The 26,335-nt window shown below is 71.2% G+C and carries 23 protein-coding genes and 2 pseudogenes; 9 read left to right on the top strand and 16 right to left on the bottom strand.

What is annotated here, in order from left to right:
• Positions 1 to 4 precede the first annotated feature (4 nt).
• Complete coding sequence (locus IE153_RS35040; protein ID WP_189593742.1) at positions 5 to 1,336, bottom strand: aminotransferase class I/II-fold pyridoxal phosphate-dependent enzyme; 1,332 nt, start codon at positions 1,334 to 1,336, stop codon at positions 5 to 7.
• Positions 1,337 to 1,371: 35 nt separating this feature from the next.
• Between IE153_RS35040 and IE153_RS35035 the strand changes: the two genes are divergently transcribed.
• A complete protein-coding gene (locus IE153_RS35035) occupies positions 1,372 to 2,064 on the top strand; it encodes a pyridoxamine 5'-phosphate oxidase family protein (protein WP_189593741.1) in 693 nt (230 codons plus the stop codon).
• On the top strand, positions 2,064 to 2,696 hold the full coding sequence (locus IE153_RS35030; RefSeq protein WP_189593740.1) for an FMN-binding negative transcriptional regulator: 633 nt from the start codon (positions 2,064 to 2,066) through the stop codon (positions 2,694 to 2,696). The genes IE153_RS35035 and IE153_RS35030 overlap by 1 nt, the downstream gene beginning before the upstream one ends.
• 153 nt (positions 2,697 to 2,849) lie before the next feature.
• On the opposite strand, the pseudogene IE153_RS35025 reads toward IE153_RS35030, so the two are convergent.
• The 7 genes and pseudogenes from IE153_RS35025 to IE153_RS34995 all read right to left on the bottom strand — a co-directional run bounded on the left by IE153_RS35025 (position 2,850) and on the right by IE153_RS34995 (position 10,656).
• Positions 2,850 to 3,874: pseudogene (locus IE153_RS35025) on the bottom strand (transposase).
• A gap of 98 nt (positions 3,875 to 3,972) precedes the next feature.
• Positions 3,973 to 4,644 (bottom strand): response regulator, encoded by a 672-nt coding sequence (locus IE153_RS35020; RefSeq protein WP_189593739.1) that lies wholly within the window; start codon positions 4,642 to 4,644, stop codon positions 3,973 to 3,975.
• The gene (locus IE153_RS35015) at positions 4,641 to 6,002 is read right to left on the bottom strand and encodes a sensor histidine kinase (RefSeq protein ID WP_189593738.1); all 1,362 of its coding nucleotides are present in this window, start codon (positions 6,000 to 6,002) and stop codon (positions 4,641 to 4,643) included. Before IE153_RS35015 ends, IE153_RS35020 begins: the two co-directional genes overlap by 4 nt.
• Positions 6,003 to 6,139: 137 nt before the next feature.
• The gene (locus IE153_RS35010) at positions 6,140 to 8,269 is read right to left on the bottom strand and encodes an MMPL family transporter (protein WP_189593737.1); all 2,130 of its coding nucleotides are present in this window, start codon (positions 8,267 to 8,269) and stop codon (positions 6,140 to 6,142) included.
• A gap of 180 nt (positions 8,270 to 8,449) precedes the next feature.
• Positions 8,450 to 8,794 (bottom strand): annotated as a pseudogene (locus IE153_RS35005) (EamA family transporter); the annotation flags it as partial.
• 223 nt (positions 8,795 to 9,017) lie between these two features.
• On the bottom strand, positions 9,018 to 10,022 hold the full coding sequence (locus tag IE153_RS35000) for an EamA family transporter (RefSeq protein WP_189593823.1): 1,005 nt from the start codon (positions 10,020 to 10,022) through the stop codon (positions 9,018 to 9,020).
• 85 nt (positions 10,023 to 10,107) lie between these two features.
• Entirely contained in the window at positions 10,108 to 10,656 is a 549-nt protein-coding gene (locus IE153_RS34995) for a Clp protease N-terminal domain-containing protein (RefSeq protein ID WP_435811866.1), read from the bottom strand.
• 222 nt (positions 10,657 to 10,878) lie between these two features.
• Between IE153_RS34995 and IE153_RS34990 the strand changes: the two genes are divergently transcribed.
• A complete protein-coding gene (locus IE153_RS34990) occupies positions 10,879 to 11,307 on the top strand; it encodes a type II toxin-antitoxin system Rv0910 family toxin (RefSeq protein ID WP_189593735.1) in 429 nt (142 codons plus the stop codon).
• A gap of 91 nt (positions 11,308 to 11,398) precedes the next feature.
• On the opposite strand, the gene IE153_RS34985 is transcribed toward IE153_RS34990, so the two are convergent.
• Positions 11,399 to 12,034: a PadR family transcriptional regulator gene (locus tag IE153_RS34985; RefSeq protein ID WP_189593734.1), complete on the bottom strand. Its 636-nt coding sequence runs from the start codon at positions 12,032 to 12,034 to the stop codon at positions 11,399 to 11,401.
• Between the two features lie 166 nt (positions 12,035 to 12,200).
• Here IE153_RS34985 and IE153_RS34980 point away from each other — a divergent pair, with 166 nt between their 5' ends.
• Positions 12,201 to 13,019 carry a PhzF family phenazine biosynthesis protein gene (locus tag IE153_RS34980; protein WP_189593733.1) on the top strand — a complete coding sequence of 273 codons (819 nt, stop codon included), beginning with the start codon at positions 12,201 to 12,203 and terminating at the stop codon, positions 13,017 to 13,019.
• Between the two features lie 50 nt (positions 13,020 to 13,069).
• On the opposite strand, the gene IE153_RS34975 is transcribed toward IE153_RS34980, so the two are convergent.
• Positions 13,070 to 13,870 carry a CPBP family intramembrane glutamic endopeptidase gene (locus IE153_RS34975; protein WP_189593822.1) on the bottom strand — a complete coding sequence of 267 codons (801 nt, stop codon included), beginning with the start codon at positions 13,868 to 13,870 and terminating at the stop codon, positions 13,070 to 13,072.
• Positions 13,871 to 13,938: 68 nt separating this feature from the next.
• A complete protein-coding gene (locus IE153_RS34970; protein ID WP_189593732.1) occupies positions 13,939 to 15,456 on the bottom strand; it encodes a glutamate-cysteine ligase family protein in 1,518 nt (505 codons plus the stop codon).
• A 543-nt stretch (positions 15,457 to 15,999) separates the two neighbouring features.
• On the opposite strand from IE153_RS34970, the gene IE153_RS34965 reads away from it, so the two are divergent.
• From IE153_RS34965 to IE153_RS34955, 3 genes are all read left to right on the top strand, one after another.
• Entirely contained in the window at positions 16,000 to 16,584 is a 585-nt protein-coding gene (locus IE153_RS34965) for a hypothetical protein (protein WP_189593731.1), read from the top strand.
• Positions 16,585 to 17,018: 434 nt separating this feature from the next.
• Positions 17,019 to 17,222, top strand: coding sequence for a DUF5999 family protein (locus IE153_RS34960; RefSeq protein WP_030835828.1), 204 nt, complete (start codon positions 17,019 to 17,021; stop codon positions 17,220 to 17,222).
• Between the two features lie 210 nt (positions 17,223 to 17,432).
• Complete coding sequence (locus IE153_RS34955; protein ID WP_229829324.1) at positions 17,433 to 18,458, top strand: LacI family DNA-binding transcriptional regulator; 1,026 nt, start codon at positions 17,433 to 17,435, stop codon at positions 18,456 to 18,458.
• A gap of 61 nt (positions 18,459 to 18,519) precedes the next feature.
• Here the strand turns inward: IE153_RS34955 and IE153_RS34950 are convergent, their stop codons facing one another.
• Genes IE153_RS34950 through IE153_RS34935 form a run of 4 tightly spaced genes read right to left on the bottom strand, consistent with a single transcriptional unit; the run spans position 18,520 to position 22,760 of the window.
• Positions 18,520 to 19,569 carry an endo-1,4-beta-xylanase gene (locus IE153_RS34950; protein WP_189593729.1) on the bottom strand — a complete coding sequence of 350 codons (1,050 nt, stop codon included), beginning with the start codon at positions 19,567 to 19,569 and terminating at the stop codon, positions 18,520 to 18,522.
• A gap of 54 nt (positions 19,570 to 19,623) precedes the next feature.
• Complete coding sequence (locus IE153_RS34945; RefSeq protein WP_189593728.1) at positions 19,624 to 20,466, bottom strand: carbohydrate ABC transporter permease; 843 nt, start codon at positions 20,464 to 20,466, stop codon at positions 19,624 to 19,626.
• On the bottom strand, positions 20,463 to 21,461 hold the full coding sequence (locus IE153_RS34940) for a carbohydrate ABC transporter permease (protein WP_189593727.1): 999 nt from the start codon (positions 21,459 to 21,461) through the stop codon (positions 20,463 to 20,465). Before IE153_RS34940 ends, IE153_RS34945 begins: the two co-directional genes overlap by 4 nt.
• A 6-nt stretch (positions 21,462 to 21,467) precedes the next feature.
• Complete coding sequence (locus tag IE153_RS34935; protein ID WP_189593726.1) at positions 21,468 to 22,760, bottom strand: extracellular solute-binding protein; 1,293 nt, start codon at positions 22,758 to 22,760, stop codon at positions 21,468 to 21,470.
• Positions 22,761 to 23,184: 424 nt separating this feature from the next.
• Between IE153_RS34935 and IE153_RS34930 the strand changes: the two genes are divergently transcribed.
• The gene (locus tag IE153_RS34930) at positions 23,185 to 25,164 is read left to right on the top strand and encodes an APC family permease (RefSeq protein ID WP_189593725.1); all 1,980 of its coding nucleotides are present in this window, start codon (positions 23,185 to 23,187) and stop codon (positions 25,162 to 25,164) included.
• 1 nt (position 25,165) lies between these two features.
• Here the strand turns inward: IE153_RS34930 and IE153_RS34925 are convergent, their stop codons facing one another.
• On the bottom strand, positions 25,166 to 25,762 hold the full coding sequence (locus IE153_RS34925) for a DUF1707 SHOCT-like domain-containing protein (protein WP_189593724.1): 597 nt from the start codon (positions 25,760 to 25,762) through the stop codon (positions 25,166 to 25,168).
• Between the two features lie 128 nt (positions 25,763 to 25,890).
• Between IE153_RS34925 and IE153_RS34920 the strand changes: the two genes are divergently transcribed.
• Complete coding sequence (locus IE153_RS34920; RefSeq protein ID WP_010041352.1) at positions 25,891 to 26,286, top strand: TOBE domain-containing protein; 396 nt, start codon at positions 25,891 to 25,893, stop codon at positions 26,284 to 26,286.
• The last annotated feature ends 49 nt before the right edge of the window (positions 26,287 to 26,335 follow it).

Here is a 26,335-nt window from a genome sequence, read left to right as displayed (position 1 = left end):
CTTCTCAGTCGTAGCTCCGCGCCGGGGCCGGCCCGAGGGCCGCGGCGATCGCGTCGGCCAGCGCATCGATCTCGCCCCGGGCGAGCGTGGAGACGGTGACGCGGATGCCGGGCGGTGCGCTCAGCCGGAAGCGGGCGCCGGGGGCCACGGCCCAGCCGGCGTGCAGCAGCCGGGCGACGGCGCCGGTCTCGTCCGGTACGGGCACCCACACGTTCATCCCGCTGCGCCCGTACGCGGCCACACCGCGCCGTTCGAGCGCGCCGATCAGCGCGTCCCGCCGCCGCCCGTACGACGCCGCCACCTCGGCGGTGTCCACCGCGCCGTCGGCCCACAGCCGCACCAGGGCCCGCTGCATCAGCCGGCTGACCCAGCCGGGCCCGAGCCGGTGCCGCCCGCGTACGCGGTCGACGGTGACGGCGTCCCCGGTGAGCACGGCGAGGCGCAGATCGGGGCCGTAGGCCTTGGCGGCGGAGCGCACGAACGCCCAGTGCCGGGTGACTCCGGCCAGCGGGTGCAGGGGCACGTCGACGATGCCGTGGCCGTGGTCGTCCTCGATCAGCAGGACCTCCGGGTGCTCCCGGAGCACGGCGCGTAGGGCACGCGCGCGGGCGGCGCTCACCGCGGCGCCGGTCGGGTTCTGCGCGCGGTCGGTGACGATCAGGGCCAGCGCCCCGGCCTCCAGCGCGCCACGCACGTCCTCCGCCCGGGGCCCCTCGTCGTCGACGCCGACGGGGACGGTCCGCAGCCCGAGGGCGGGCACGAGATCGAGGGTGCGGCCCCAGCCGGGGTCCTCGACGGCGACGGTGTCACCGGGCTTGAGGTGGGCCGCCAGCACTCGTTCGACGCCGTCGAGGGCTCCGGAGACCACGGCGAGCGGCCCGTCCGGCACGCCGTCGGCGTCGAGTCCGGCCCGCGCGATCTTGGCCAGCTCCGGCTCCAGAGGGGTGTCCCCGTAGAGCACGGGCGCCCGGTCGCCCTCCTCCGCCGCCGCGGCGAACGCGCCCGCGAGGGGCGGCAGCAGCGCCGGGTCAGGATTGCCCTGCGCCACGTCCCGCACGCCCTCGGGGACCTCCACCCGGAAGTGCTCCCGCCCGGTCGTCGCCGGCGCGGGCCGCACCCGGCTGCCCCGCCGGCCCGCGGTCTCGATGACCCCGCGCTCGCGCAGGGTGCGGTACGCGGCCGCGACCGTGTTGGGATTCACCCCCAGCCGCTCCGCCAACTCCCGCATGGGAGGGAGCAGTTGACCGGGCCGCAGCTGACCGGCCCCCACGGCTCGCTCGATGCTCGCGGAAATGTCCGCTGCGCGACGCCCACTGATCGGATACTCTCCTAGCACAAAGCCAATTATGCACTAGTGCAATGGAGAGCGCCATGCAGGGGACCGCGCAGACGCAGACGCCGTCGCAGCCCGACACCGCCTACACCCCGTCCGACCGCACCGTCCCCACCCGCTCCCCGGACCGGGCCTCGTACGACAGGGACCTGGTGCACGCGATACTCGACGAGGCCTACGTCTGCCATCTCGGGTTCGTCCGCGACGGGGCGCCGGTCGTGCTGCCCACGCTGTACGCCCGGGTCGGCGAACGGCTGTACGTGCACGGCTCGACGGGCTCGCGTCCGCTGCGGGCGGCCGGTCAGGCCGACCCGGGTCTTCCGGTCTGCCTGACGGTCACGCACGTCGACGGTCTGGTCCTGGCCCGCTCGGCCTTCCACCACTCGATCAACTACCGCTCCGTGGTGGTGCACGGCGTCGCCCACGACGTGACGGACGCCGAGGAGAAGCGACAGGCGCTGGACGCGCTGGTCGACCACGTCGTGCCCGGCCGCTCCGCGGACTCGCGCCCCGCCAACAAGAAGGAGTTGGCCGCCACCGCCGTGATCCGCCTGGACCTGGACGAGGTCTCCGCGAAGCTGCGCACCGGCGGCGTGAACGACGAACCGGAGGACCTCGCCCTCCCGCACTGGGCCGGTGTCGTCCCGGTGCGGCGCGCCTACGGCACGCCGGACGCCGACCCCGGCCTGGCCCCCGGCACCGAACTGCCCGGCTACCTCGCGGCCTTCTGATGCTGATCCACCCCTGGGACGCGCCCCGCGACGACACCGAGTGGCAACGGTGGCTGGCCGAACACGACTTCGGCCAGCTCGCCGTCAACGGCCTGCCGGGCGAACCGCCCCACGTCCAGCCCCTGCACTTCGTCTACGACGCCGTGCGCGGCGAGGTCGTCACCCATCTCGCCCGCCCGAACCCGCTCTGGCCCGCGCTGGAGGCCGGCCCGGACGTCCTGCTGAGCGTGGTCGACGACTACGTGTTCGTGCCCGGCCCCTGGCAGGCCGCCCCGGACGTCCCGCCCGAGCACGGCACCCCGACGAGCTTCTACGCGGCCGTACAGCTCCGCTGCCGCGCCCATGTCGTGGACGACCCGGCGGAGAAGGCCGCGCTCCTCAACCGCCAGGTCGACCACTTCCAGCCGCGGGGCGGCTCCGCACGGGCGGCGGTGGGCGAGGCCCCGTACGGCAGGATGCTGGCCGGCATCCGCGGCCTGCGCCTCGAAGTGACGGACGTGCGTGCCAAGTTCAAGTACGCGAACCACAGGCCCGCCGACGTCCGGGACCGGATCGCCGCGGGCTTGGCGGACCGCAGCGGTCCGGGCGACTCCAGGGCGCGCGACCATCTCCTGCGAAGGCAGGAGGCCTAGCCTCCGCGTTTCGGTTGGGAGTGATCAGCCGGGCTGATCGCGGCGAACCGTGGTTGTTGGCCGCTTGCCGTCGGGCGGGCATGGCTGAGGCCCGACGCTCGGGTCGGGTGCTCCAGTTCCTCGGGTCGTGGGTGGGCGGGGACGGTGTGCCGGTCAGGTCGCTGGCCGTGGCAGGGTGGCGAGGCGGGCGAACGCTCTGACGAGCTCGTCTCGCCAGGGCCAGGTAGCGAAGATCCGCAGGTAAAGGCGGCGGCCGCCGCGGGTGATGCGGGCGGCTGCGTGCAGCAGCCGGTGGCGGAGCTTCTTCGGCTCGACGGAGGCAGGGTGCCGTCCTGCTCCAGCGCGGGGTGCCACAGGTGGTCGGGCAGGCACGGATTGCGCGGCGGACTGGTTCGGTGACGGCGTATCCGACGGAGAAGAAGGTGTGGATTCCCCGCTCGCGCAGTGCTCGGACGTGGGCGAGGAAGACTTTCGCGCCTCCGGCGCTGTCGGCGCGGATGAGGATGTCGGTGCCGTGGCGGTGGGCGTCGGGGATCTGGGCCAAGGCAGCGTCCAGGACTGCGATGTGGTCGGCGGCGGTGTCGGCGCCGGCATTGCCCGGCCGCAGTACCCCGGCCAGGGCTTCGCCGGTGTTGTCCAGGAAGCACAGCAGCGGGTGGTAGCCGAAGCCTCGCTTGTAGGTCGCCGCTGCCTGCTCCTTCTCGGAGTGGGAGGTGACCAGGGGGGCGTCGAGGTCCAGGACAAGACCGGGCAGGTCGACCCGCGCGGGCAGCGGGTATCCCTGCCGTGGTCTCGGTGGCTTGCAGCCAGGCGACATCCCGGGCGGTGGCTCTGGCCGAGCGCAGGCGCGCGAGTGCAGCCGAATCGATGCCGGCCAGCAGGCGCCAGGCGGTCGGAGTGGAGGCGACAGGGCCGAAAACGTCGACCTGGTCGCGCAGCAGGGCCAGGTCCGCCATCACCTCGCCGCCGTCGGCGAGCATGATCGCGAGATCTACCGCGATCCGGCCGGGGCCGTGCCCGGTGCCACGCGGTCGCAGTGGACGCAGTGCGTCCGTGAAAGCGCTGGTCAGGCTGGTGACATTGGAGAGATCGGCCAGCAAGCGGGAGCCGGCGTGGCTGACCACCCCGTGGCCATCGGCCGACACGACGAGCTTCGGACGCGACTGGGTAGGGTGCACCGAGGGACAGAGCAATGCCCGTGCAACCACAGGGAGTTGAGGGACCGTACAACCGACCCCGGAACGCTACCTGAACAAGCCCCGAAGTCGGCCCGAACTCAGACGGTCCCAGGCATCACAAGCCCCGACTCGTACGCCACGATCACCAGTTGCGCCCGGTCCCGCGCCCCCAACTTGCCCATGATCCGGCTGACATGGGTCTTCGCGGTCAGCGGGCTGAGTCCCAACGCGTCGGCGATCTCGGGGTTGTTCAGACCGCGCGCGACCAGCGCGAGCACCTGCCGTTCCCGTTCGGACAGCCCGCTCGGCCCGCCCACCGCGGATGTCGTCCCGATGTTCGGCGCGCGCAGAAAGCGGGCGATCAGCCGCGAGGTGGGACCGGGCGAGAGGAGGGACTCCCCCGCGGCCACCGTCCGGATGGCGTCGAGGAGTTCGGCCGGCCTGATGTCCTTCACGAGGAAGCCGGACGCCCCGGCCCGCAGTGCCTCGACGATGTGTTCGTCGGTCTCGTACGTCGTCAGGACGAGCACCTTCACCCCCGCGAGATCCTCGTCGGCGGCGATGAGCCGGGTCGCCTCGATCCCGTCGAGGTCGGGCATGCGGATGTCCATCACGATGAGATCGGCCCGCGCCGACCGGGCCAGCGCCACGGCCTCCCGCCCGGTGCCCGCCTCGGCGACGACCTCCATGTCCCCGGCCGACGAGACGAGCATCGCGAAGGAGGCCCGTACGAGGTTCTGGTCGTCGGCCAGCAGTACGCGGATGGTCATCGAACCTCGTCCCCCCGGGACAGCGGCAGTGTGGCGGTCACCTCGAAGCCTTCGGCGGGCCCCGGGCCGGCGTCCAGCGTGCCGCCCACGCTACGGGCCCGCTCCCGCATTCCGATGAGCCCGAACCCCGGCGTGCCGTCGGACGGGCCCGCTCCGCCGCCCGAGCCGTCGTCCCCGCCCGTCCCGTCGTCCCTGACACTCACCCGCAGTGCGCCGTCCACGGTCCACAGACCCACTCGCACGGTGAGGTCCTCGCGGCCGCCGTGACGTACGGCGTTGGTGAGCGCCTCCTGCACGATCCGGTACGCGGCGGCACCCACGGAGGGCGGGATGTCGTCCGCGCGGACGGACAGTTCGACCTTGGCCCCGGCCACCCGGCCGGTCTCCGCGAGATCGGCCAGTCCGTCGATCCCGGGCAGCGGCCCCCGCATGTCCTCGGCCCCGGAAACAGAACCGGACACGGAACCGGGCCCCGGATCCGCGTCCACTCCCACGTCCGTGTCATGCGCCCGCAGCACCTCCAGCGTCGTACGCAGTTCCCCCCGGGCGGTCCGGCAGGTCCCCGCGATGTCGTCCAGTGCCTGGGCGACGGCCTTGCGATCGAGGCGCTCGGGGTCGGCGCTGAGGACGTGGGCCGCCACGGACGTCTGCACGCCGATGAGCGTGATGCTGTGGGCGAGCAGGTCGTGCAGGTCACGGGCCATCCGCAGCCGTTCCTCGGCGACGCGGCGCCTGGCCTCCTCCTCCCGGGTGCGCTCCGCCCGTTCGGCCCGCTCGACGATGGAGGCGACGTACAAGCGGTAGTAGCGGACGGCGATACCGACGAACACGACCGCGATCATCCAGCCGGAGATCTCCAGGGACTCCAGCGCCCCCTCCGAGTTGGTGAGGCCGTTGCTGATCAGTGTCGGACCGAGGACGGCGACACCGGTGAGCAGCGTGCGGCGTACGGTGCCGGTCGCCGCCACGGTGTAGAGCGCCAGGACGATCGCGGGGACGGGCAGGGCAGGGTTGTAGTCGAAGGCGTAGTACGGAGCCATGCAGGCCACCACCCCGAGCAGGGCCACCAACGGACTGCGCCGGCGCCATACGAGGGGCACGTGCCCGGCGAGCAGCAGCGTCCAGCTGAGATGGTCGGGCCGGGTCCCTTCGCCGCCCGTCAGGGTGATGGCTACGGCGAGCACGGCGACGCACAGGGCGAGGACCGCGTCGTTGCGGGTGCGGTGCGGTACGGTCAGCGGTTCGCAGTTGATGGCGGACATGATGCGCTCGGCGAGACGGGGCCGCCCGCCGCCACCGGCCGCCGTCTCCGCCGCCGACCGGTCGCGTACCCCTGTGGTGGTTCCCCGTTCTTCCACGGCTCCATCTTCCGGTACTCGTGCGGGAACCCGGGCGCCCCTGCGGAAGCAGAGGCGCCGGGGCGGGCCCGCCGGATCAAGGTGCACGATCAGCGTGCTCGATCAGAGCGTTCGAACGAGGCCTTCGGACAGCGTGCTCAGGGTGCGCTGACGGTTTCCGGCTGCCGGGGCGGCTCGGTCGGTCCGCTCGACCCGGCCGGTTCGGCCGGCCCGGGCTCCCGTGAGAGCACTCCCGGCCACCACACCTTCCGGCCCAGGGCGACGCTGGCGCTGGTCACCAGGTACGTCCGTACGAGGAAGGTGTCGAGCAGGACGCCGACGGCGATCACGAAGCCGAGCTGGACCAGCTGCACCAGTCCCATGTTCGTCAGCACGGCGAAGGTCGCGGCGAGGACGAGTCCGGCGGAGGCGATGACGCCGCCGGTGGTGCGCAGTGCGGTGAGTGCCGCCGTGGCCGGTTCCGCTCCCGCCAGGGACTCCTCCCTCATCCGGTGCATGAGGAAGATGCCGTAGTCGACGCCGAGGGCGACCAGGAACACGAAGGACAGCAGTCCGAGCCCCGGATCGGTGCCCTTGTGGCCGAGGAGCGGTTCGAAGACCAGTCCGCCGATTCCGAGGGAGGCGCCCCACACCGCGACGACCGCGACCACCAGGAGCAGCGGTGCGACCAGGCTCCGCAGCAGCCCGATCAGGATGAGCATCACGAAGACGAGGACGAGCGGTACGACGATCTTCGTGTCCCGGGCGTTGGTGTCCTCCAGGTCGATCTGCTGGGCGCTGTCCCCGCCGACGTAGGAGCCCTTCAGTTCGTCCCGCAGGGACTTGATGGTGGTGGTCTCCCCCGCCGACTGGGGTGCGCTCTTGGCGAAGACGGAGATCTCGGTCCAGCCGTCTCCCGTACGCCCCTTCTCCGCGCTGCCGACGCCCGGTGTGCCGCGGACTGTCGCGAGGGTCTCGTCGGCGCGCCCCTGCGGGGTGATCACGTCGATGGGCTGGCTGCCGCTGTCGGGAAAGGACTTGGCGAGGGTCTCCATCGCGACGACGGACTCCGGCTTCTTGACGAAGGAGTCCTCCTGCTTGAGCGCTCCCGGCAGGTTGAACGAGCCGAGGGCGAGGGCGCCGAGCAGTACGGCACCGCTCGCGAGTACGGTCAGCGGCCTGCGTCCGGCAGAGCTGCCCATCGCCGTGAACAGGCTCCGCCGCTGCTTGGGCGTGCTCCCGAAGGCGGGCACGAGCGGCCAGAACACCCGCCGTCCGACCAGTACGAGGACGGCGGGGAGCAGGGTCAGCATCGCGATCAGCGCGCACAGCACGCCGACGGCGCCGAGCGGGCCCATGCCCCGGCTGCTGTTGAGGTCGGCGGCGAGCAGGCACAGCAGTCCGGCGGCGACGGTGCCGGAGGAGGCGAGCACGGCGGGCCCGCAGCCGCGCAGGGCGGCGACCATGGCCTCGTACGGTCGCTCGATGCGCCGCAGTTCCTCCCGGTAGCGCGAGATGAGCAGCAGCGCGTAGTCCGTGCCCGCCCCGAACACGAGGATCGTCATCACACCCGAACTCTGCCCCGAGACGGTCGTGCCGAAGGCCTGGTTGAGGCCGTAGGCGACGCCCATCGACATATAGTCGGCGATCCCGGCGACGACGAGGGGCACGAGCCACAGCACGGGGCTGCGGTAGATCAGGATCAGCAGTAGGGCGACGACGGCGACGGTGGTGTAGAGCAGCGGTCCACCGAGCGAATCGTAGACTGCGCCGGAGTCGGTGCCCAGCGCGCCGGTGCCGCCCACATCGACGCTCAACCCGCCTTCGTCCTGGGCGACTTTGCGAACGTCGGTTACGAGCTGGTCCTGCTTCTCCTCGTCCGCCCCGGGCTCGTTGCTGGCGACCGGGTACATCAGGGTCGTGCCGTCCTTGGACGCAATCCCCTGGGGAGTACCGCCGATCAGCTCGTGCTGTCGGGTGATCTGCGCGACCTGCCCGGCCGCGGTCTTCCGGTCGGCGGCGCTGAGCCCGCCGTCCCGGTGGTAGACGAGCACCATCTCGGTGGTCTCGCCACCGGGCAACTTCTCCTCGATCTTCGCCGCTTGCGTCGAGTCCGCGCTCGCCGGCAGGTAGTCGGTGACCTTGTCGTGCTGCACATCGGCGAGCTTCGCCGCGAACGGCCCGACGAGTGCGATCACCGCAATCCACAGCCCGAGCACCGCCCATGGAACGGCTCGCCCGCGCCCCGGCCCCAGCCTCGTCGTAGCGGTTGTCTCTCCGGCCCTCATCGACCGATCTCCCTCCGGGTGACGTCTGCTTCGGTCTCCAGACTTCCGGTGAGAACCACGGCTTTCGTCGGGCGGGAGGGCGAGGTGACGCGTACTGCCGGGGGTGACGGCGGCTGCGGATTACTCCCTGGGGAGTAAGCGGCGGATGGCACGCCGCCGCGGAAGGGGTGCGGGGAACCGCGCGACCAGGGTGACGACGGTGGCCACGGCGAGGCCCGTGGTGGAGACGGCCGCGAAGTACGCGGTCTGGAAGACGGCGAGGCCGAGCCCGGTGACCCCGGTCCGCTGGGCCCGGCGGCCGAGCGGTTCACGCACTGGGGTCGCGGCGCGCGGGCGCACCAGTCGGACGGCGAGCAGCATGACGAGCCCGGCGGCGCAGCGCCAGAAGGAAAGGGCGACGGGCCCCATGTCGCCCGTCCGGTAGACCAGGGAGGCGGCCGCGCCCGCGGTGCCCCAGGCGACACCGGCGACGATCAGACAGAGGAGGCCTCGCCCGACGGGCAGGCCGGAGGTGGTGGTCGACACGTGTTCTCTCCGCAGTCGCGCCCGACGCGCCGCACGCGACAAGCGGCGGCGGGTGCGCGGAAGTTCGGGAAGGGCCCCGGATCAGTGGGGATCAGGGGTCCACGGACTTCGTCTGCGGGCAGCACCGTTCTGCGCGGCGGCGCATCGCCGGGCGCGGTCTCCGGAGGGCCCGCCTCAGGCGGCCGGAGGCGGAAGAACGCGTGCGGAAGGCATGATCGGCACCTTAGGCGCTGGTCCCGCGCCGGGACAATTCCCTTTCCGGGCCGCCGCTCGCCACCGGCTGTTCGGACCCCTTCGAGGGCGTCGAGGACTGCGCGATGAAGGCGCCCACCAGCACGATGGCCCCACCGGCGATCTGCGGCGCCGAGAGGTGCTCGCCGAGCAGGACCCAGGCCAGGACGGTGGCGATGACCGCCTCGAGACAGGCGACGACCCCCGCGACCTGCGGGGAGAGCCGCCGCACGGAGACCACACCGGTGACGTAGGCGACGACCGTGGCGACGAGGACGATCCACGCCAGCAGCACGACGGCGGCGACGGGCCTGCCGTCCATGCTCGCGGTGCCCTGGAGCACCGACCAGTCCATGGTCCAGGGCCGGGCGACGACGGTCAGCACGGCCGCGCCGACGAGCAGCCCGTAGGCGATGACGCCGAGCGGGTCGGGCGCCTCGTCCCCCGCGTCGCTGCCCTGGTCGGACAGGACGAAGTAGCCGACCTGGCAGCAGGCCGCGCCGAGCGCGAGCAGCAGTCCGAGGGCGTCGAAGCCGAGGCCCGACCAGACCTCGACGACACAGGCGAGTCCACCGACCGCGAGGACGACACCGACGGCTGCGGCCCGCGTCACCGGCCGCTTCTGCACGAACCGCACCCAGCCCAGCACGAGAGCGGGCGCCAGGTACTCGATGAGCAGCGCGACCCCGACGGGGATCCGGGAGAGCGCGGCGAAGTAGCAGGCCTGGACACCGGCGACGGCCAGCAGTCCGAACCCGGCGAGCAGCCCGGGACGCCGGCGCAGCAGCGCGCGATGGCGCACGGCGAGCGGCAGCATCACCAGGGCCGCCCCGGCCACCCGCAGCCACACCACGTGCAGCGGGTCCAGACCTGCTTCGATCAGCGGCTTGGCCGCGACACCGGATCCGCCGAAGGCCACCGCGGACAGGAGCGCGAGGCCGAGCCCCACACCCCTGCCGCGCCCGCTCACGCTGCTGTCAGAGGTACGCACCGGCACATGATGGCAGGCCATGACAGGAGCGTCATCCCCTATGGCACCTGTCTCACAGCCTGGACGGGGCGATCGGCCCGCGCCGTGCCGCTCAGCAGGTGGCTTCGCCGCACTCCTCGGTGAGGCCGGACCAGCCGTCGAGCCGGGCGATCACCTCGTGCGGGTCGATGCCGGCTCGTTCGAGCACCTCGACCGCGCGCGCCTGCGGGTCGACGACGATCGCCGCGAGCAGGTCGGTGCCGCGGGCCGGCCCACCGCGCCCGGCGGCGCGCTCGCAGGCGTACTCCATGCACCCGGCGGCGAGCGGGGAGAAGCCCGCCGTCTCCGTCACCACGGGTACGGCGCCGGAGTCCTCCACACCGCTCTGCCAGCGCAGGCCGTAGCCGATGCTGCGCTGGACGAGATAGCCGAGCAGCCGCGCGATCTGCGGCCCTTCGCCGAAGACGGCACGCGCCTCGGGGTCGGATTCCAGCAGCGAGTGGAGCAGATGGGCGGTGTCGATCTGCCGGTCCCCGTCCCGGACGGCCCGGCGCCGGGCACCGCCGACCACCGACGCCAGCTCGTCACTGAGCCTGGCATCGTTGTCCACGCGCTGAATGCCGTGCTCATGGGCCGACTGCCGGGGGGTACGGGGTTGCACATCCTCTACCCCATCAGTCCCGCGGACCCGGGTCATCCCCGGCGGGGAGCATTTTCGCGTCCCACGGGAAGTGGACTCCAGCGAGCGGAATCTCCTCCCTACGGAGGAGATCAGGCAGATTCAGGCGGAGACCGCACACGGCTGACGGTTCGTCAGTATTGAACATTGCGGTCGCCGCGGCTACGTTCCGCGACACCCAGCCCGAGACGAAGAGGTGGTCGCATGGCCGAAGTCAGCGCGGAGGCACGCATCGGGGCGCCGGCCGAGAAGGTGTGGGCGACGCTCACGGACTGGTCCGCGTACGGCGAGTGGAACGCGACCCACACGAGTTTCCCGGCGGGCGGCCCGGAGCCCCTTGAGGTGGGCGCGACGTTCCAGGAGAACATGCGGCTGATGAACTTCCCGGCCGAGGTGGCGTGGACCGTCGAGGAGCTGGAGCCGGCCCGCGTGCTCGCCATCCGCGGCAAGGGCCCGATGGCGGTGACCGTCGCGACGCGCTACACCCTCACACCCGACGGCGACGCCACGACGGTCCGCATCGACGGCGAGTTCACGGGCGCGACGGTGTCGCTGATGGCGGGGAAACTCAAGGACTCGGCCACGGCGGCCCTGCACGAGTCGCTGCGCAAGCTGGACGGGCTGGTGACCTGACACCCCCGGCACGCCGGGCTGGTGACGTGACACCCCTGGCACGCCGAGGCGCCCCCGGACCACTCCGGGGGCGCTTCGTCTCCTGCGCGCTTCAGTCCTCGTCGGCGAGGATCAGATACAGCTTCTTACGGGCCTCGTTGATGACGCCGACCGCCTTCTCCCGCTGCTCCTTGCTGCCGGTCTTCCAGACCTGGCCGAAGGCCTCCATCAGACCGAAGCCGGCCTGACGGATCTCGCCCAGGGCCTCCCAGTCGACCCCGCGGGAAGCCTCTTCCCAGGGCGCCTCGGGCCCCTCCTCGGCGGCCTCGCGGCCCGCCTCGGTGAGCGAGAACAGCTTCTTGCCGCCCTCGGACGCACTGGCGATCAGCCCCTCGTCCTCCAGCAGCTGGAGGGTGGGGTACACCGAGCCGGGGCTGGGCTTCCACGCCCCGCCGCTGCGCTCGGCGATCTCCTGGATCATCTCGTAGCCGTGCATCGGCCGGTCCTTCAGCAGGGCCAGGATCGAGGCGCGTACGTCACCGCGCCGCGCCCTCCCCCGTGGTCCCCCGCGCCCTCGACCACCCCAGGGGCCCGGGCCGAAGCCCGGTCCGCCGGGCCCGCCCCAGCCGGGGCCGCCCGGCCCGCCCGGCCCGAAGGGCCCGAAGGCCGCGCGCAGCCCTTCGAAGCCACCCCGACCGTGGTGCGGGCCGCCGTGTCCATGTCCACGCTCGAATCCGTGGGTACGCATCGCAACCACTCTCCATTCCATCGTTGATCTGTCGCGATGCTTCAACGATATATCGGTACCGCTCGGCGGACAAGGCCCTGCCCGTGAGGCCCGGTCGGCGGAATTAGGGCCGCCACTCCCGAATTGGCCTTGGCCTGCGGCTTCGTGGGCGCCCTAGCGTCGGGGCATGAGGATCCGAATCGTCGACGCCTTCACCGATCGCCCCTTCTCCGGCAACCCGGCCGGGGTCCTGCTCCTGCCCGACGCGGACGCCTTCCCGGACGACACCTGGCTGCAGAACGTCGCCCTGGAGGTCAACCACGCCGAGACGGCCTTCGCCCACCCGCTCCCCGGGGGCGCCGAGGCGGACTGGGCGCTGCGCTGGTTCACACCGGCCACCGAGGTCGCGATGTGCGGCCACGCCACCCTCGCCACCGCCCACGTCCTGCACACGACCGGCGCGCACACGGGCCCGGTGCGGTTCGCCACCCGCAGCGGCGTCCTCGTCGCCACGCCCGCCGCGGACGGCTCCGTCACGCTCGACTTCCCGACGGCCCCGCTCACCCGGACCGACCCGCCCCAGGGCCTCGCCGAGGCCCTGGGCGCCGAGCCGCTCACGGTCCTCGACACCGGTCCGAACATCGGCGACCTGCTCGTCGAGGTCGCCGACGAGAAGACGGTGCACGGCCTCCGCCCCGACCTGAGGGCCCTCGCGGCGCACTCCGAGCGCGGCGTCATCGCCACCGCCCGCGCCGAGGACCCGGCCCGGGGCTACGACTTCGTCTCGCGCTGCTTCTTCCCGAACGTCGGCGTCGACGAGGACCCGGTCACGGGCAGCGCCCACACGGCACTCGCCCCGTTCTGGTCCGAGCGTCTGGGCCGCCCCGGCCTCACCGGTCTCCAGGCCTCAGCCCGCTCCGGCCGCGTCCGCACGGAACTGCGCGGCGACCGCACCCTGCTGACCGGCACGGCGGTCACCGTCATCGAGGGCGACCTGCTGGCCTGAGACGAACGAAGGGGCGTACGACACCGTCGTACGCCCCTTCCCGTGTCACGTCACGCCGTCGGCAGCCAGCCCACCTTGCCCGCCAGCAGTGCGTAGCCGACGAACGCCCCGATGTCGAGCAGTGAGTGGGCGACCACGAGCGGGCCGACCCGCCCCCAGCGGCGGTAGAGACAGACGAAGACGACGCCCATGACCATGTTCCCGACGAAGCCGCCGATGCCCTGGTAGAGGTGGTACGAGCCGCGCAGAACGGAGCTGCCGACCAGGGCCGCCGTCGGGGTCCACCCCAGCTGGCCCATGCGGCGCAACAGGTAGCCGACGACGATCACTTCCTCCAGCACGGCGTTCTGGATCGCCGAGAGGATCAGCACGGGGTACTTCCACCACACCCCCGGAAGCGCCTCGGGCACCACGGTGAGGTTGAAGCCGAGGCCGCGGGCCGCGAGGTAGAAGGCGATGCCGGTGCTGCCGATGACCGCCGCGATCGCCGCTCCGCGGCCGAGGTCGGGCCAGGGGCGGGTGCGGTCGAAGCCGATCGTGCGCAGGCTCGCGCCCTCCCGCAGCAGGAAGTGCGCGACGAGCGCGACGGGCACCAGCGCCGTGGTGATCCCGAAGAGCTGCCAGGCGAGGTCGAGCCAGGGCCGCCCGGGCGCCGCCGAGGCGTTCATCGTGGCCGCCTGGTCCTTGAGGCCGCCCGGCTTGGTGACCGACCCGGTGAAGCTGATCAGCGCGGACACTCCGCTCGCGCCCAGCGACAGCGCGAGGACCAGCAGCGTCTCGTTGCGGAGCATCCGCCGTGAGAGCCCCTGCTGGGGAATGGAATCGCCCACCGGGCTCGCCTCCGCCTGCACACCTGCCTCCACTTCACCGACCTGTCGGATCAGTATGGCGGCAGCGGGATCCCGTCCCGGCGGCGGAGTCAGCCCAGCGACACCGGCTCGGGCAGTCCCACCGGCCAGGTGTGCACCGGGTCGCCCTTGTGCATCAGTTCGCGGTAGCGCCGGGTGGTGGCGGCCAGCGCGTCGTCCCGGGAGAGGCCGGCGTCCAGTGCCGTGTGGAACGTGGCGGCCTGCCAGCTCGCTCCGTTCACCCGGCGCCGGCACCGCTCCTCGATCACGCCCAGGTACAGATCGCGATCGGCCGGCTCGACTCCCCAGGCGTCCAGCCCGGCCTCGGCGAGCGGCAGCAGCTCGTCGCGGATCAGGTTCACCGCGTCGACCTCGGCCATGCCGCTGTACCGGCCGCGCCGGGGCCAGGTGAAGCGGGCGTCGATGCCGTCCTTGCACGCGGCGTCGAAGTTGGCGGCGGCCGCCTCGAACGGCAGCCGGGTCCACACCGGCCGGGACTCCTCGGCCAGGGCCCGGACGACCCCGTAGAAGAAGGCCGCGTTCGCGATGACGTCGATGACGGTGGGTCCGGCCGGCAGGACGCGGTTCTCCACGCGCAGGTGCGGGACCCCGTCGGCGATGCCGTAGACCGGGCGGTTCCAGCGGTAGATCGTGCCGTTGTGCAGGACGAGTTCGGCGAGCGACGGTGTGCCGCCCTGGTCGAGCACCTTCAGCGGGTCCTCGTCGTCGCAGATCGGCAGCAGGGCCGGGTAGTAGCGCAGGTTCTCCTCGAAGAGGTCGTACGCCGAGCCGACCCAGCGCTCGCCGAACCAGGTGCGCGGCCGGACGCCCTGGGCCTGGAGCTCGGGCGGGCGGGTGTCGGTGGACTGCTGGAACAGCGGGGGCCGCGACTCGCGCCACAGCTCGCGGCCGAAGAGGAAGGGCGAGTTGGCGCCGACGGCGATCTGCGCGGCGGTGACCGCCTGGGCCGCGTTCCACACGTCGGCGAAGCGGGCCGGGGTGACCTGGAGGTGCAGCTGCACCGAGGTGCAGGCGGCCTCCGGCGCGATGGACTTCGAGGTGCAGCTCAGGTGCTCCACGCCGTCGATGTCGAGGGTGAACTCCTCGCCGCGGGCGGCCACGATCTGGTCGTTGAGGAGGGTGTACCGGTCGACGTCGGAGAGGTTCGACGACACCAGGTCGTCACGGTCGAGAGTCGGCAGAATACCGATCATCACAATTCCCGCGTCGACCTCGCCGGCTTTTCGGTCGGCATATGCCAGTGACGTACGGAGTTCCTCCGCGAGACGGTCGAAAACCCGGCCCCCCAGACGGTGTGGAGGAATGTTCACTTCCAGGTTGAACATGGCGAGTTCTGTTTGGAAGTCACGGCTCGCGATGCGTTCGAGGACTTGCCCGTTCAACATTTTCGGCATGCCGTCGGCACCCGCGAGATTCAATTCGATCTCCAGCCCCATGAGGTTCTTGGGGCGATCGAACCGCTGCTCCGCCAGGAGTCGCTCCAAGCCCGTCAGACACTGACGCAGCTTGTCGCGGTAGCGCTGGCGATCGGACAGGTCGAACCGGCCTGCCGCGACCTTCTCCCCCATCGAAGCGTCCCTTCTCGGTGATGCGGGCCGGGATCCGGCTGTCTGGGTCCCGGTCAGGTGGAGGATGCCCAGTGAAAGCGATCGATAACGTCCCGGGCGGACCCGTCGGCCGCTACGCTGGTCACGTGTGACCGGTGGCACATTCACTCGGCAAGTCACACAGGACGGGTAACGGCCCCCGGGAACTCGTGAAAAACGCCGACGAGAATGGGCCGACCGGTTCGCGGACATGCGCCGAGGTCATCGCAGTGCACCCCACCTGGAATCGGGATAATTCTCGCGTAACGCCGACCGAATGTACCCTTGTTCTACTCACCGGAAACGGCTAGACGAAACACAGTCTGAACCCGTGTCGTATAAACTCCGCGAACAAGGCAGAAGGTTGGCGCCCACGGTCGATGGGTCCTGCCGTCGAGGCGACGCGGACCCCACCCCCCTCTCGTTCACATGACCCGGCCCCTGCCTCTCTGACCCTCGTGAGCTGACAGCGCCGTCCGCCCCCGCCCTCGCGCCACCGTGCCTTTGAATGAGAGGCGACCCACCATGCCGCTGCATGTCCCTCCGGCTCCCGCGCCCGCACTCCGTTCCGTCCTCACTGCGCTCTCCTCTCCCACCGCGGTTCGCGAAGCCCGAACTCCCTCCCTGCTCGGCACCCAGGGACCCGCCACACCCGAGCTCCCCCTGCCCGTGCACGTCCTCGACCACGTCACCGCCGAGGGCGTGTCCGCGACCCGGCTGGCCGGGTGGCGTTTCCTGATCCGCTGCGGCGACCACGCCGTGGCAGCGGCGGAGACCATGCTGACTCCCGACGGCTGGGCCTTCTCCCATTTCTTCGAGGGCCCGTACATCACCTCCACCGAGCGCGCCCTGCGCCAGGCCGAGACGATGCCGCAGCCGTACCAGCCCCGCCTGTTGTCGGTGCCGGGCCTGTACATGCTGACGCTCTGGCTGCACGAGGACTGCACCGCGGACGGTGCCACCGGCCACCCCGCCGCCACCGACCTGCTCGTTCCGCTGGCGCCGGCGCCTCCCGGCATAGCGGCCCACCGCCCGCACCGCGTCGCCGAACTCCTCCCGGTGCTGACCCACCGGGCGGCTCCCACCAGACTCCTCGGCTCACCCGCCTGAAGCACCCCGCAGTTCTCCGCACCCCGTCGCCGAATTCCCGGCGGCGGGGTCGTTCATTTACCGCACGTTCGACCACGAACCGCTCGCACGATCCCTTTATCGCTCACACGATCGCTCGTACGAGCATTCATTGGCTCGTACGAGCCGGAAGGGATCCGACCCGAGCGGACTAGCCCTATCCGGCCAGTGCGAACCACCCGAAGGGACAGTGCAGTTGGGATGAACCGTCCGCGCGGGTGATGCGTCCTGAACCTGTAAGAAGCGGTGCCGCGAAATCCCTGCGGATTGACGCCCGTGGGGCAACACTGGGTTCCGACGACTTATCACAACGGGGGGCGGCCATGAACGACACTTCTAGCCGCGGAACAGACACGACATCCGACTCAGCCGACGCAATCCCATCGTCCATCTCGACCCAGCGAAAGATCCCACCCATGTGCCAGCACCAGACCCAGTGCCCCTCAGCCGACTCCGCCGACCGGGAGTCCGCCCGCCTCGTGGCGCACCACCCGGAACAGGGATGGAGCCTGCTGTGCAACGGCGTGGTGCTCTTCGAGGACACCGGCGAGCTGCTGCCGGACGGCCGGGCCATCGCCCCGCACCGCCCGCTGGCCGGCCAGGTGATGACGGCCGCCTGAGGCCGTTCGGCGGGGGGACGCCCCGCCGGCAGACATGAGGGGCCGGCCGCAGGACACCCTGCGCACCGGCCCCGACGCATGTCCGCAGGCCGTCACTTTCCGTCACCCGCCGCCACGTTCCGTTCCCGCCTCGTACGCCTTCCCAGGGATGCCCGTTTTCCGGAAGACTCCTGGAAGTTTCGCGGTCACCCGTCGACGGAGGTGGGGCAAGTGGGAGCACGTGGGGCCGACGCCGAGGGCAAGGTCACGATCACGGAGATCGCCCGGCAGGCCGGTGTGTCCGTGCCGACCGTGTCCCGGGTCGTCAACGGCCGGTCCGACGTGTCGCCGCAGACCCGGGCCCGGGTCGAGGACCTGCTGCGCCGACACGGCTACCGCAAGCGCCCCGCGGCCCCGGGCGCCCGTGCCGCCCTGCTCGACCTGGTCTTCAACGACCTCGACAGCCCCTGGGCCGTGGAGATCATCCGCGGGGTCGAGGAGGTCGCGCACGCATCCGGGGTCGGCACGGTGGTCTCGGCCATCCACGGGCGTTCGGGCGACGCCCACGAGTGGATGCGCAACCTGCGGGCCCGCGCCTCCGACGGCGTCATCCTCGTGACGTCCGCCCTGGATCCGACCCTGCACGAGGAGCTGCGGATCCTCGGCGTTCCTCTCGTGGTCGTCGACCCGGCGGGCGCCCCCGCCCTGGACGCCCCCACGATCGGCGCCGCGAACTGGTCGGGCGGCATGGCGGCCACCGAGCACCTGCTGTCCCTCGGTCACCGCCGGATCGGCCTGATCGCCGGACCGCCCCGGCTGCTGTGCTCCCGGGCCCGCCTGGACGGCTACCGCGCGGCCCTGGAGGGCGCCGGCATCACGATGGACGCCTCCCTGGTCGTCCCCGGCGACTTCCGCCCCGAGTCGGGGTTCACCGCCTGCACCACCCTGCTCGACCTTCCCGAGCCGCCGACCGCGCTGTTCGCGGCCAGCGACCAGATGGCACTCGGCGCGATCGAGGCACTGCGCCGGCGTGGGCTGCGGGTGCCGCAGGACATGAGCGTGGTCGGCTTCGACGACCTTCCGGAGGTCCGCTGGTCGGCACCGCCCCTGACGACGGTCCGCCAGCCCCTGGCCGACATGGGCAAACTCGCCGTGCGCACGGTGCTCCGCATGACCCGCGACGAGCAGCCGGACTCACCACGGGTGGAGCTGGGCACCGACCTGGTGGTCCGGGCGAGCACCGCGCCCCCGGCCTGACCTCCACCGCGAGGTACGGCGCCCCGCCACCCCCTGTCCGGCAGGGCGCCGCCCACCCCCGCTACCTCCCCCCGAGCGCCTCGCGCAGCGCGAAGTACGCCGGCTTGCGCCGCAGTTCCTCGTCCCACGGCAGGGCCGCGCCCTCGCCCGGGAAGAACGCCGGGATCCACGAGTACTTGTCGGTGTAGTCCCACAGCGTGATGCCGACGCACCGCCGCACCGACAGGCACGCCTCGGTCACGTCGGTGTACCACTCGGCCTGCTGTGCCAGCTTCTCCTCGGTCGCGGGCAGTTGCATCCGGATGTCGACCTCGGTGAGCGCGGTGTCGAGACCGAGCCGGGAGAAGCGGCGGAGGTTGTCCTCCAGGGTGGCCGGATATCCGTACTGCAGCGCCAGGTGGGCCTGGAGGCCGATGCCGTGCAGCGGGACGCCCGCGGCCTTCAGCTCCTTGGCCAGGCGGTGGTAGGCGTCGCTCTTCGGGCCGATCCCCTCGATGTTGTAGTCGTTGAGGTAGAGCTTGACGCGCGGATCGGCCTGGTGTGCCCAGCGCAGGGCGTCGGCGATGTAGCCGGGCCCGAGCGTCTTATAGAAGACCGACTCCCGGTAGGTGCCGTCCTCGTTGAACGCCTCGTTGACGACGTCCCAGGCGAACACCTTGCCCCGGTAGTGCCGTACCTCCGTCTGGATGTGCTTCTTCAGTACGGCCCTCAGCTCCGGGGCCGTCCATTCCCTGCTGGTGAGCCACCCGGGGAGCTGGCTGTGCCAGACCAGAGTGTGGCCGCGCACCTTCTGCCGGTTGGCCCGGGCGAGGTTCACGATCTCGTCGCCCTGGGAGAAGTCGAACACGCCCTGCTGGGGCTCCGTCGCGTACCACTTCATGCCGTTGCCGGGCGTGATCTGGTCGAACTCGCTGCCGAGCAGGGCCTTGTACGGTCCGTCCACGAGCTCGGGGTTGTCGGTGGCGCTGCCGAAGTAGCGGCCGTGCCGCTGGGCGAGGTCGGCGAGAGTGGGCTGCTGGTGCCCCGCCTGGGCGGGTGTGCCGGCGCCGATGCCGGCGGCGACCAGGAGCGCGGCGACGGCGCCGGCGAGTCTGAGACGGGTGGTGCGCATGGTGCGACTCCTCACGACGGGTGGGTGGGTAGAGCCGTACGTTCGTGGCGCGGGTCAGCCCTTGGTGGCGCCGGCGGTGAGGCCGCCGACGAGCTGACGCTCGGCGACCGAGTAGAAGGCGAGGGCGGGGACCATGGCCAGCACCAGATAGGCGAAGACCTTGGCGTAGTCGGCGGAGTACTGCCCCTGGAACTGCTGGACGCCGATCGGCAGCGTCCACCACTGGGAGTCGGTGAACACCAGCAGCGGCAGGAAGAAGTTGTTCCAGCTGGTGACCACGGCCAGCACGGAGACGGTGCCGAGCGCGGGCCGGGCCATGGGCAGCAGCACCCGCCAGAAGAAGCCGAACGAGCTGCACCCGTCGAGCGTGGCCGCCTCCTCCAGCTCGCCCGGGATCTGCCGGAAGAAGCCCCGCAGGATGATGATCGTCATCGGCAGTCCGAAGGCGGCCTGCGGCAGGATCACGCCGAGGGGGTTGTCCAGCAGGTCCAGGGAGCGCAGCAGCAGGAACAGCGGCAGGGCGGCCACCGCGAACGGGAACATCAGCCCCATGGTGAACAGCGTGAACAGCGCTTCCCGGCCCCGGAAGGCGAACCGTGCGAAGGAGAAGGCCGACAGGGCGGAGACCGCGACGATCAGGACGGTCGTACCGATCGCGATCAGCGTGCTGTTGCCGATCAGCCGCCAGAAGTCCCCCGAGCCGAGGATCTGGGTGTAGTTGGAGGCCACCCACGACTCGGGCAGACCGACCGGGTTGCGGGAGAGCTCGTCGGTGGACTTGAAGCCGGAGAGCGTGGCGTAGAGCAGGGGGACGGCCATGACCGCGCCGACGACGGTCAGGACGAGGTGCAGGCTCCAGGCCCTCCCCCTCGCCCGGGTCTTCTGACTTGCTGTCATTTTCCGTCACCCCGCATGGTCGTGGTGGCCCCCTCCAGGTCGCGCCGGAGGACGAACCGCTGGTAGGCGAGGGCGAAGACGAGGCTGATGCCGAACATGACGACGCTGATCGCGCTGGCGTAGCCGACCTGGTAGCGCTTGAAGCCGTACTGGAACATGGTCACGGCCATGGTCTCGGAGTGGTGGTCGGGGCCGCCCGCGGTGGTCACCCACACCAGGTCGAAGAGCTGGATCGATCCGATGACCGCCAGGAACACGCTGATGCGCAGGGTGGGCGCGAGCAGCGGCAGCGTGACGTTGCGGAACCGCTGCCAGGCATTCGCCCCGTCGATGAGCGCCGCCTCGGTCAGCTCCCGCGGGACGGCCTGGAGTCCGGCCAGGTAGAGCATCATGTGGAAGCCGAAGTACTTCCAGGTCATGACCAGGAACACGGTCGCCATGACGGTGGACGGATCCGCGAACCACTCCCCGCCCAGCCCCTCCAGCCCGATCTTGCCGAGGACCTGGTCGGCGAAGCCGTCGTCCGGGGCGAAGATCATGCCGAAGAGGATTCCGGTGATGGCCTCGGACAGGACGTACGGGGCGAAGAACAGCATCCGGTACACCGCCCGGCCGCGCATCCGCTGGTTGAGCAGGACGGCCATGGCGAGGGCGAACGGCAGTTGGACGGCGAGCGACAGCACCACGAGAACGAGGCAGCGCCACAGGTCGCCGAGGAAGACGTCGTCCTTCAGGAGCCGGGTGAAGTTCTCGCCGCCGATGTAGTCGGAGGGCATGCCGAAGCCGCCCCAGCGGAAGAACGCGGCGTACAGGGCGAACAGCATCGGCAGCAGCACGAGCCCCAGGAACAGCACCAGGGCCGGGAGTTGGAAGCCGGCCGCGGTAAGCCAGTGCAGCGTGCGGCGCCGGGCCCGACCCGTGGGCCGGTCCGCGGCCGGGGGCGGGGAACCGGCGCCGGGGCCGGTCCGTTTGTCCGGCAGGAACGTGGAGGTCATCGCCGGCTACTGCTCTTCCTTCGCGGTCTTCGTGATCGACTGGGCGACCTGCCCGGGCGACTTGGAGCCGGCGATGAGCGCGGCCACGCTGTCGTTGACCTCCTGGCCGACGGCGGGCGCGTACGCCTGGTCGAGGTAGAGCTGGAAGCCGGTGGCCGCCTTCAGCTGCGCCTGTACGGCCTTGATGTTGGGGTCGGCGATGGCGCTCTCGGCCGCCGGGACCACGGGCAGCACACCGGTCTTCTTGACCAGTTCCAGGTCGGTGGCCTCGGACGCGAAGAACTTGAGGAAGTCGACGGCCTCCTGCGGGGCGCCCCGGCGCAGCGCGTGCCCGCCGCCTCCGCCGAACACCTCGGTGATGGCGCCCTTGCCTCCCTCGACCGCGGGGAACGGGAAGAAGCCGAGGTCCTTGCCGAGGCCCTTGCCCGCGTCGGCCTGGACCGTGGGCGCCCACTGGCCCATGAGCTCCATGGCCGCCTTGCCGTTGCCGACGGTGGCGGCCTGACCGGTGGGGGTGGAGTAGGCGGCGCCGAGAAAGCCCTTCTGGAACGGCTGGAGGCCGACGAGTTCCTTCAGGTGCTCGCCCGCCTCGACGAAGGCGGCGGTGGTGAAGTCCTTGTCGTCGTAGGCCTTCTGGAGCGCCTCGGCGCCGGCGGTGCGCATCGCCAGGTAGGCCCAGTAGTACATGCCGGGCCACTTCTCCTTGCCGGCCAGGGCCAGCGGTGTGACCTCGGCGGCCTTCAGCTTGCGCACGGCGTCGAGGAAGTCGCTCCAGGTGGTCGGGGGCTCGGCTATGCCGGCCTTCTCGAAGAGCGCCTTGTTGTACCAGAAGCCGATCATGCCGATGTCGAACGGGATGCCGTAGGCCTGGTCGTCGAGCAGGTACGGCTCTCGGGCGACCGGCAGCAGGGCGTCGCCCCACGGCTTGGTCCGGTCCGTGAGGTTCTCGACGAGCCCGGCGTCGACCTGCTGCTTCAGCACGCCGCCGCCCCAGGTGTGGAAGATGTCGGGCAGCTTCCCGGAGGCGGTCAACGCCGTCATCTTCGACTTGTAGGCGTCGTTCTCCATCTGGACGATCTTTATCTTGACCTTGGGGTTCTGCGCCTCGTACTTCCGGGCGAGAGCGGCCCAGACGCCCTTGGCCGGCTGGGTGGTGGAGATGTTCCACCATTCGATCGTGGTCGTCCCCGACGACCCTCCGTCCGAGTCCCCGCCGCATGCGGTCAGTGCCGTCATCCCCAGACCGGCCGCGGCGGAGGCCGCCAGGAAGCCGCGGCGGGACAGTGCCGGGTCGCCCATCATGCCCTCCTCGAAAGTTTCGAACGAGATCCAGAAAGCTTCGTTGCTGCCGCACCCTAGAGACAGCGGCCAAAGGGTGGCAACCCCTTGTACGCGGTCAATCTCTCTGCGGAGCAGGGCCCGGTCGCGGTCGCGAAACATTCGGATCAACAGGCGAACGTTCCGAAGGCCGCACGGCCGCGATCACACAGGGTGTCCGCGTTCGAGCCGCGGATCGGCAGCGCTCGTTCCGTGGGCGGAGTCGTGCCACGGGGTCTCATCTCGCGTTTTCACCCCTGCGGCCGCCCGGCCCGCCAGTCTTAACGGAAGCTTGACGCCCTCAGCCCTCTCTTTCATGGGCCACTGCATCACGCTCCGCTTACGCTGATCGGGCCGTCCAGTGATGGCCGGAAACCACGCTGAGCCGCACATCGGGAGCACGTCGATGGCCACCACCGAGCACCCGGCACCGAGCCGTCCGGAACCCACTCCACCCGGCCGTCTGCGCGCCTGGATGCTGGAAGGCCTGTCCGACATGGGCAAGGACGGTGGCCACACCGGGCCCCACGCTCAGCCGGAGCCCCCGCACCGGGGACAGCGCTGGTGGCGGGTGATGTGCCTGACCGGCGTCGACTACTTCTCGACCCTCGGCTACCAGCCGGGCATCGCGGCCCTCGCCGCCGGACTGCTGTCACCGATCGCGACCATCGTCCTGGTCGTCGTCACCCTGGCCGGCGCCCTGCCCGTCTACCGCCGCGTGGCCGAGGAGAGCCCCCACGGCGAGGGCTCGATCGCCATGCTGGAACGGCTGCTCTCCTTCTGGCAGGGCAAGCTGTTCGTGCTGACCCTGCTGGGGTTCGCCGCCACCGACTTCCTCATCACCATCACACTGTCGGCCGCCGACGCCTCCACCCACCTCGTGGAGAACCCCCATCTGACCGGTGCCCTGCACGACAAACAGACGCTGATCACCCTGGTCCTGGTGGCCCTGCTCGGGGCGGTGTTCCTCAAGGGCTTCCTGGAGGCGATCGGCGTCGCGGTCGCCCTCGTCGGCGCCTACCTCGCGCTGAACGCGGTCGTGGTGGTCGTCGGCCTCTACCACGTCATCACCGCCGGCCATGTGATCACCGACTGGTCGAGCGCCCTCACCACCCAGCACAGCAACGTCTTCGCCATGATCGGCGTCGCCCTGCTCGTCTTCCCGAAACTGGCACTCGGGCTCTCCGGGTTCGAGACGGGCGTCGCCGTGATGCCGCACGTCCAGGGCGACCCGGACGACACGGAGGCACGGCCGACCGGCCGCATCCGCGACACGAAGAAGCTGCTCACCACGGCCGCGCTGATCATGAGCGTCTTCCTGATCACGACCAGCTTCATCACCACCCTGCTCATCCCGGAGAAGGAGTTCGAGGCGGGCGGCCAGGCCAACGGCCGTGCGCTCGCGTACCTGGCCCACGACTACCTGGGCAACACCTTCGGCACGGTCTACGACGTCTCGACGATCGCCATCCTCTGGTTCGCCGGCGCGTCCGCGATGGCCGGCCTGCTCAACCTGATGCCGCGCTACCTGCCCCGCTACGGCATGGCCCCGCACTGGGCCCGCGCCGTGCGGCCCATGGTCATCGTCTTCACCCTGATCGCCTTCCTGGTGACCTGGATCTTCGACGCCGACGTCAACGCGCAGGGCGGCGCCTACGCCACCGGCGTGCTGGTCCTCATCAGCTCCGCCGCGATCGCGGTGACCATCGCCGCCCGCAAGGCCCGGCAGCGGAACTGGACCATCGCCTTCGCGGTGATCTCCGCGGTGTTCCTCTACACGACCGTGCTCAACGTCATCGAGCGCCCGGACGGCGTGAAGATCGGCGCCTGCTTCATCGCCGGCATCATCCTGGTCTCCCTGCTGTCACGGCTGGCCCGGGCCTTCGAGCTGCGCGTGACCAGCGTGACGCTGGACGACATGGCGGAGCGCTTCGTCCGGGACATGGCCAGCCGCCGGATACGGTTCATCGCCAACGAGCCCGACCGGCGCGACATCGCCGAGTACCGCGACAAGATCGAGCAGATCCGGCACGACAACGACGTGTCCGGCCAGGAGGACTTCGTCTTCGTCGAGGTGACGGTGACCGACCCCTCCGAGTTCGAGGCGGGCCTGACCGTACGCGGTGAGGTGCTGCACGGCCGCTACCGCGTCCTGACTCTGGAATCGTCCTCGATCCCCAACGCCCTGGCCGCGCTGCTACTGCACGTCCGCGACGCGACGGGCCGCACCCCGCACATCTACTTCGAGTGGACCGAGGGCGGACCCTTCGCCAACTTCCTGCGCTTCTTCCTGTTCGGGCAGGGCGAGGTCGCCCCGGTGACCCGCGAGGTCCTGCGTGAGGCGGAGCCGGACCGCAAGCGGCGGCCGAGGGTGCACGTGGGCTGAGTCAGGCCGTCGCGCCGTTCCTCCCGAAGCCCCTTCGCGGCGGGCGCACCACGACCTGCCCGTAGTGGATCTCGCCCGTGATCCGAATCCGCAGCAGGACGGGGGCGTCGGCCGGCCGGCGGGCCTTGATCCCGGAGTGGTTCAGCACCAGGCCGCCGGTGTCGACCACGACACCCGGCCGGGTCAGCAGCTTCAGGGCGCCTGCCCGCAGGTCCAGGTCGATGTCCAGGGTGTCGTGGGTGATCACCGCGTCGGTGAAGTCGAGAGTCACCTCACCCCACGCCGAACGGATCTCCAGCCGCCGCGGCACCGCCCAGCCGTCACCCCGGCGGGCCGAGGCCCCCTCCTGCCGGATCCGGACGACGTCCTCGGCCTCACCGGACGCCTGACCGGCCACCGAGGGCAGATCCGCCGTCAGCACGGCGAGCTCGCCCACCGTGCGTGCGGACAGGGCCGTCTCCAGTCGCTCCTCGAGCTCCTCCAGGGTGAGCCGCCCCTCACCCGCGGCGACGCGCAGCACGTCCACGACCCGGTCCCGGTCCGCGTGCGACGCCCTCACCTCGGGCGATCCTCCGGTCCGCGCGATCTCGGCCGCCATCTCTCCACCCCCGATCCCCCGGGCACGCCGCCCGGCCCACCCACTCGACCACTAACGCTATATCGCGTTATACCCAACGGCCAACCCCGCATCCACCGTTCCCTCGCCCCGCCCCTATCGTGACCGGCATGCAGTCCTACACGATCGGCCAGGCAGCACGGCTGCTCGGCGTGAGCCCGGACACCGCCCGCCGCTGGGCGGACGCGGGCCGCATCACGACCCACCGCGACGAGGCCGGGCGACGGCTCGTCGACGGGCGTGACCTGGCCGCCTTCTCGGTCGAACTCGCCCGGTCCGGCACCGCCGAGGAGGACACCCCGTACACCTCGGCCCGCAACGCCTTCCCCGGCATCGTCACCGCGATCAAACTCGGCGACGTCGCCGCCCAGGTCGAGATCCAGGCCGGCCCGCACCGGCTCGTCTCCCTGCTCACCCGCGAGGCGGTGGAGGAACTGGGGCTGGAGGTGGGCATGGAGGCGACGGCCCGCGTGAAGTCGACGAACGTCCATATCGACCGCGTCTGAGGCCTGGAGGGCGAAGGTCTGCTTCACGCGGGCCGAGACGACGCAAACC

Source organism: Streptomyces massasporeus, assembly GCF_014648995.1.
Lineage (GTDB): Bacteria > Actinomycetota > Actinomycetes > Streptomycetales > Streptomycetaceae > Streptomyces > Streptomyces massasporeus.
Note: the sequence above shows the minus strand (reverse complement) of the source record. Positions and strands in the feature narration are given on the sequence as shown.

Coding starts and splice junctions, on each gene's coding strand:
- IE153_RS35035 (WP_189593741.1), top strand. CDS start 1,372: ATGCAGGGGACCGCGCAGACGCAGACGCCGTCGCAGCCCGACACCGCC.
- IE153_RS35030 (WP_189593740.1), top strand. CDS start 2,064: ATGCTGATCCACCCCTGGGACGCGCCCCGCGACGACACCGAGTGGCAA.
- IE153_RS35020 (WP_189593739.1), bottom strand. CDS start 4,644: ATGACCATCCGCGTACTGCTGGCCGACGACCAGAACCTCGTACGGGCC.
- IE153_RS35010 (WP_189593737.1), bottom strand. CDS start 8,269: ATGAGGGCCGGAGAGACAACCGCTACGACGAGGCTGGGGCCGGGGCGC.
- IE153_RS34990 (WP_189593735.1), top strand. CDS start 10,879: ATGGCCGAAGTCAGCGCGGAGGCACGCATCGGGGCGCCGGCCGAGAAG.
- IE153_RS34985 (WP_189593734.1), bottom strand. CDS start 12,034: ATGCGTACCCACGGATTCGAGCGTGGACATGGACACGGCGGCCCGCAC.
- IE153_RS34980 (WP_189593733.1), top strand. CDS start 12,201: ATGAGGATCCGAATCGTCGACGCCTTCACCGATCGCCCCTTCTCCGGC.
- IE153_RS34970 (WP_189593732.1), bottom strand. CDS start 15,456: ATGGGGGAGAAGGTCGCGGCAGGCCGGTTCGACCTGTCCGATCGCCAG.
- IE153_RS34965 (WP_189593731.1), top strand. CDS start 16,000: ATGCCGCTGCATGTCCCTCCGGCTCCCGCGCCCGCACTCCGTTCCGTC.
- IE153_RS34960 (WP_030835828.1), top strand. CDS start 17,019: ATGTGCCAGCACCAGACCCAGTGCCCCTCAGCCGACTCCGCCGACCGG.
- IE153_RS34950 (WP_189593729.1), bottom strand. CDS start 19,569: ATGCGCACCACCCGTCTCAGACTCGCCGGCGCCGTCGCCGCGCTCCTG.
- IE153_RS34945 (WP_189593728.1), bottom strand. CDS start 20,466: ATGACAGCAAGTCAGAAGACCCGGGCGAGGGGGAGGGCCTGGAGCCTG.
- IE153_RS34940 (WP_189593727.1), bottom strand. CDS start 21,461: ATGACCTCCACGTTCCTGCCGGACAAACGGACCGGCCCCGGCGCCGGT.
- IE153_RS34935 (WP_189593726.1), bottom strand. CDS start 22,760: ATGGGCGACCCGGCACTGTCCCGCCGCGGCTTCCTGGCGGCCTCCGCC.
- IE153_RS34930 (WP_189593725.1), top strand. CDS start 23,185: ATGGCCACCACCGAGCACCCGGCACCGAGCCGTCCGGAACCCACTCCA.
- IE153_RS34925 (WP_189593724.1), bottom strand. CDS start 25,762: ATGGCGGCCGAGATCGCGCGGACCGGAGGATCGCCCGAGGTGAGGGCG.
- IE153_RS34920 (WP_010041352.1), top strand. CDS start 25,891: ATGCAGTCCTACACGATCGGCCAGGCAGCACGGCTGCTCGGCGTGAGC.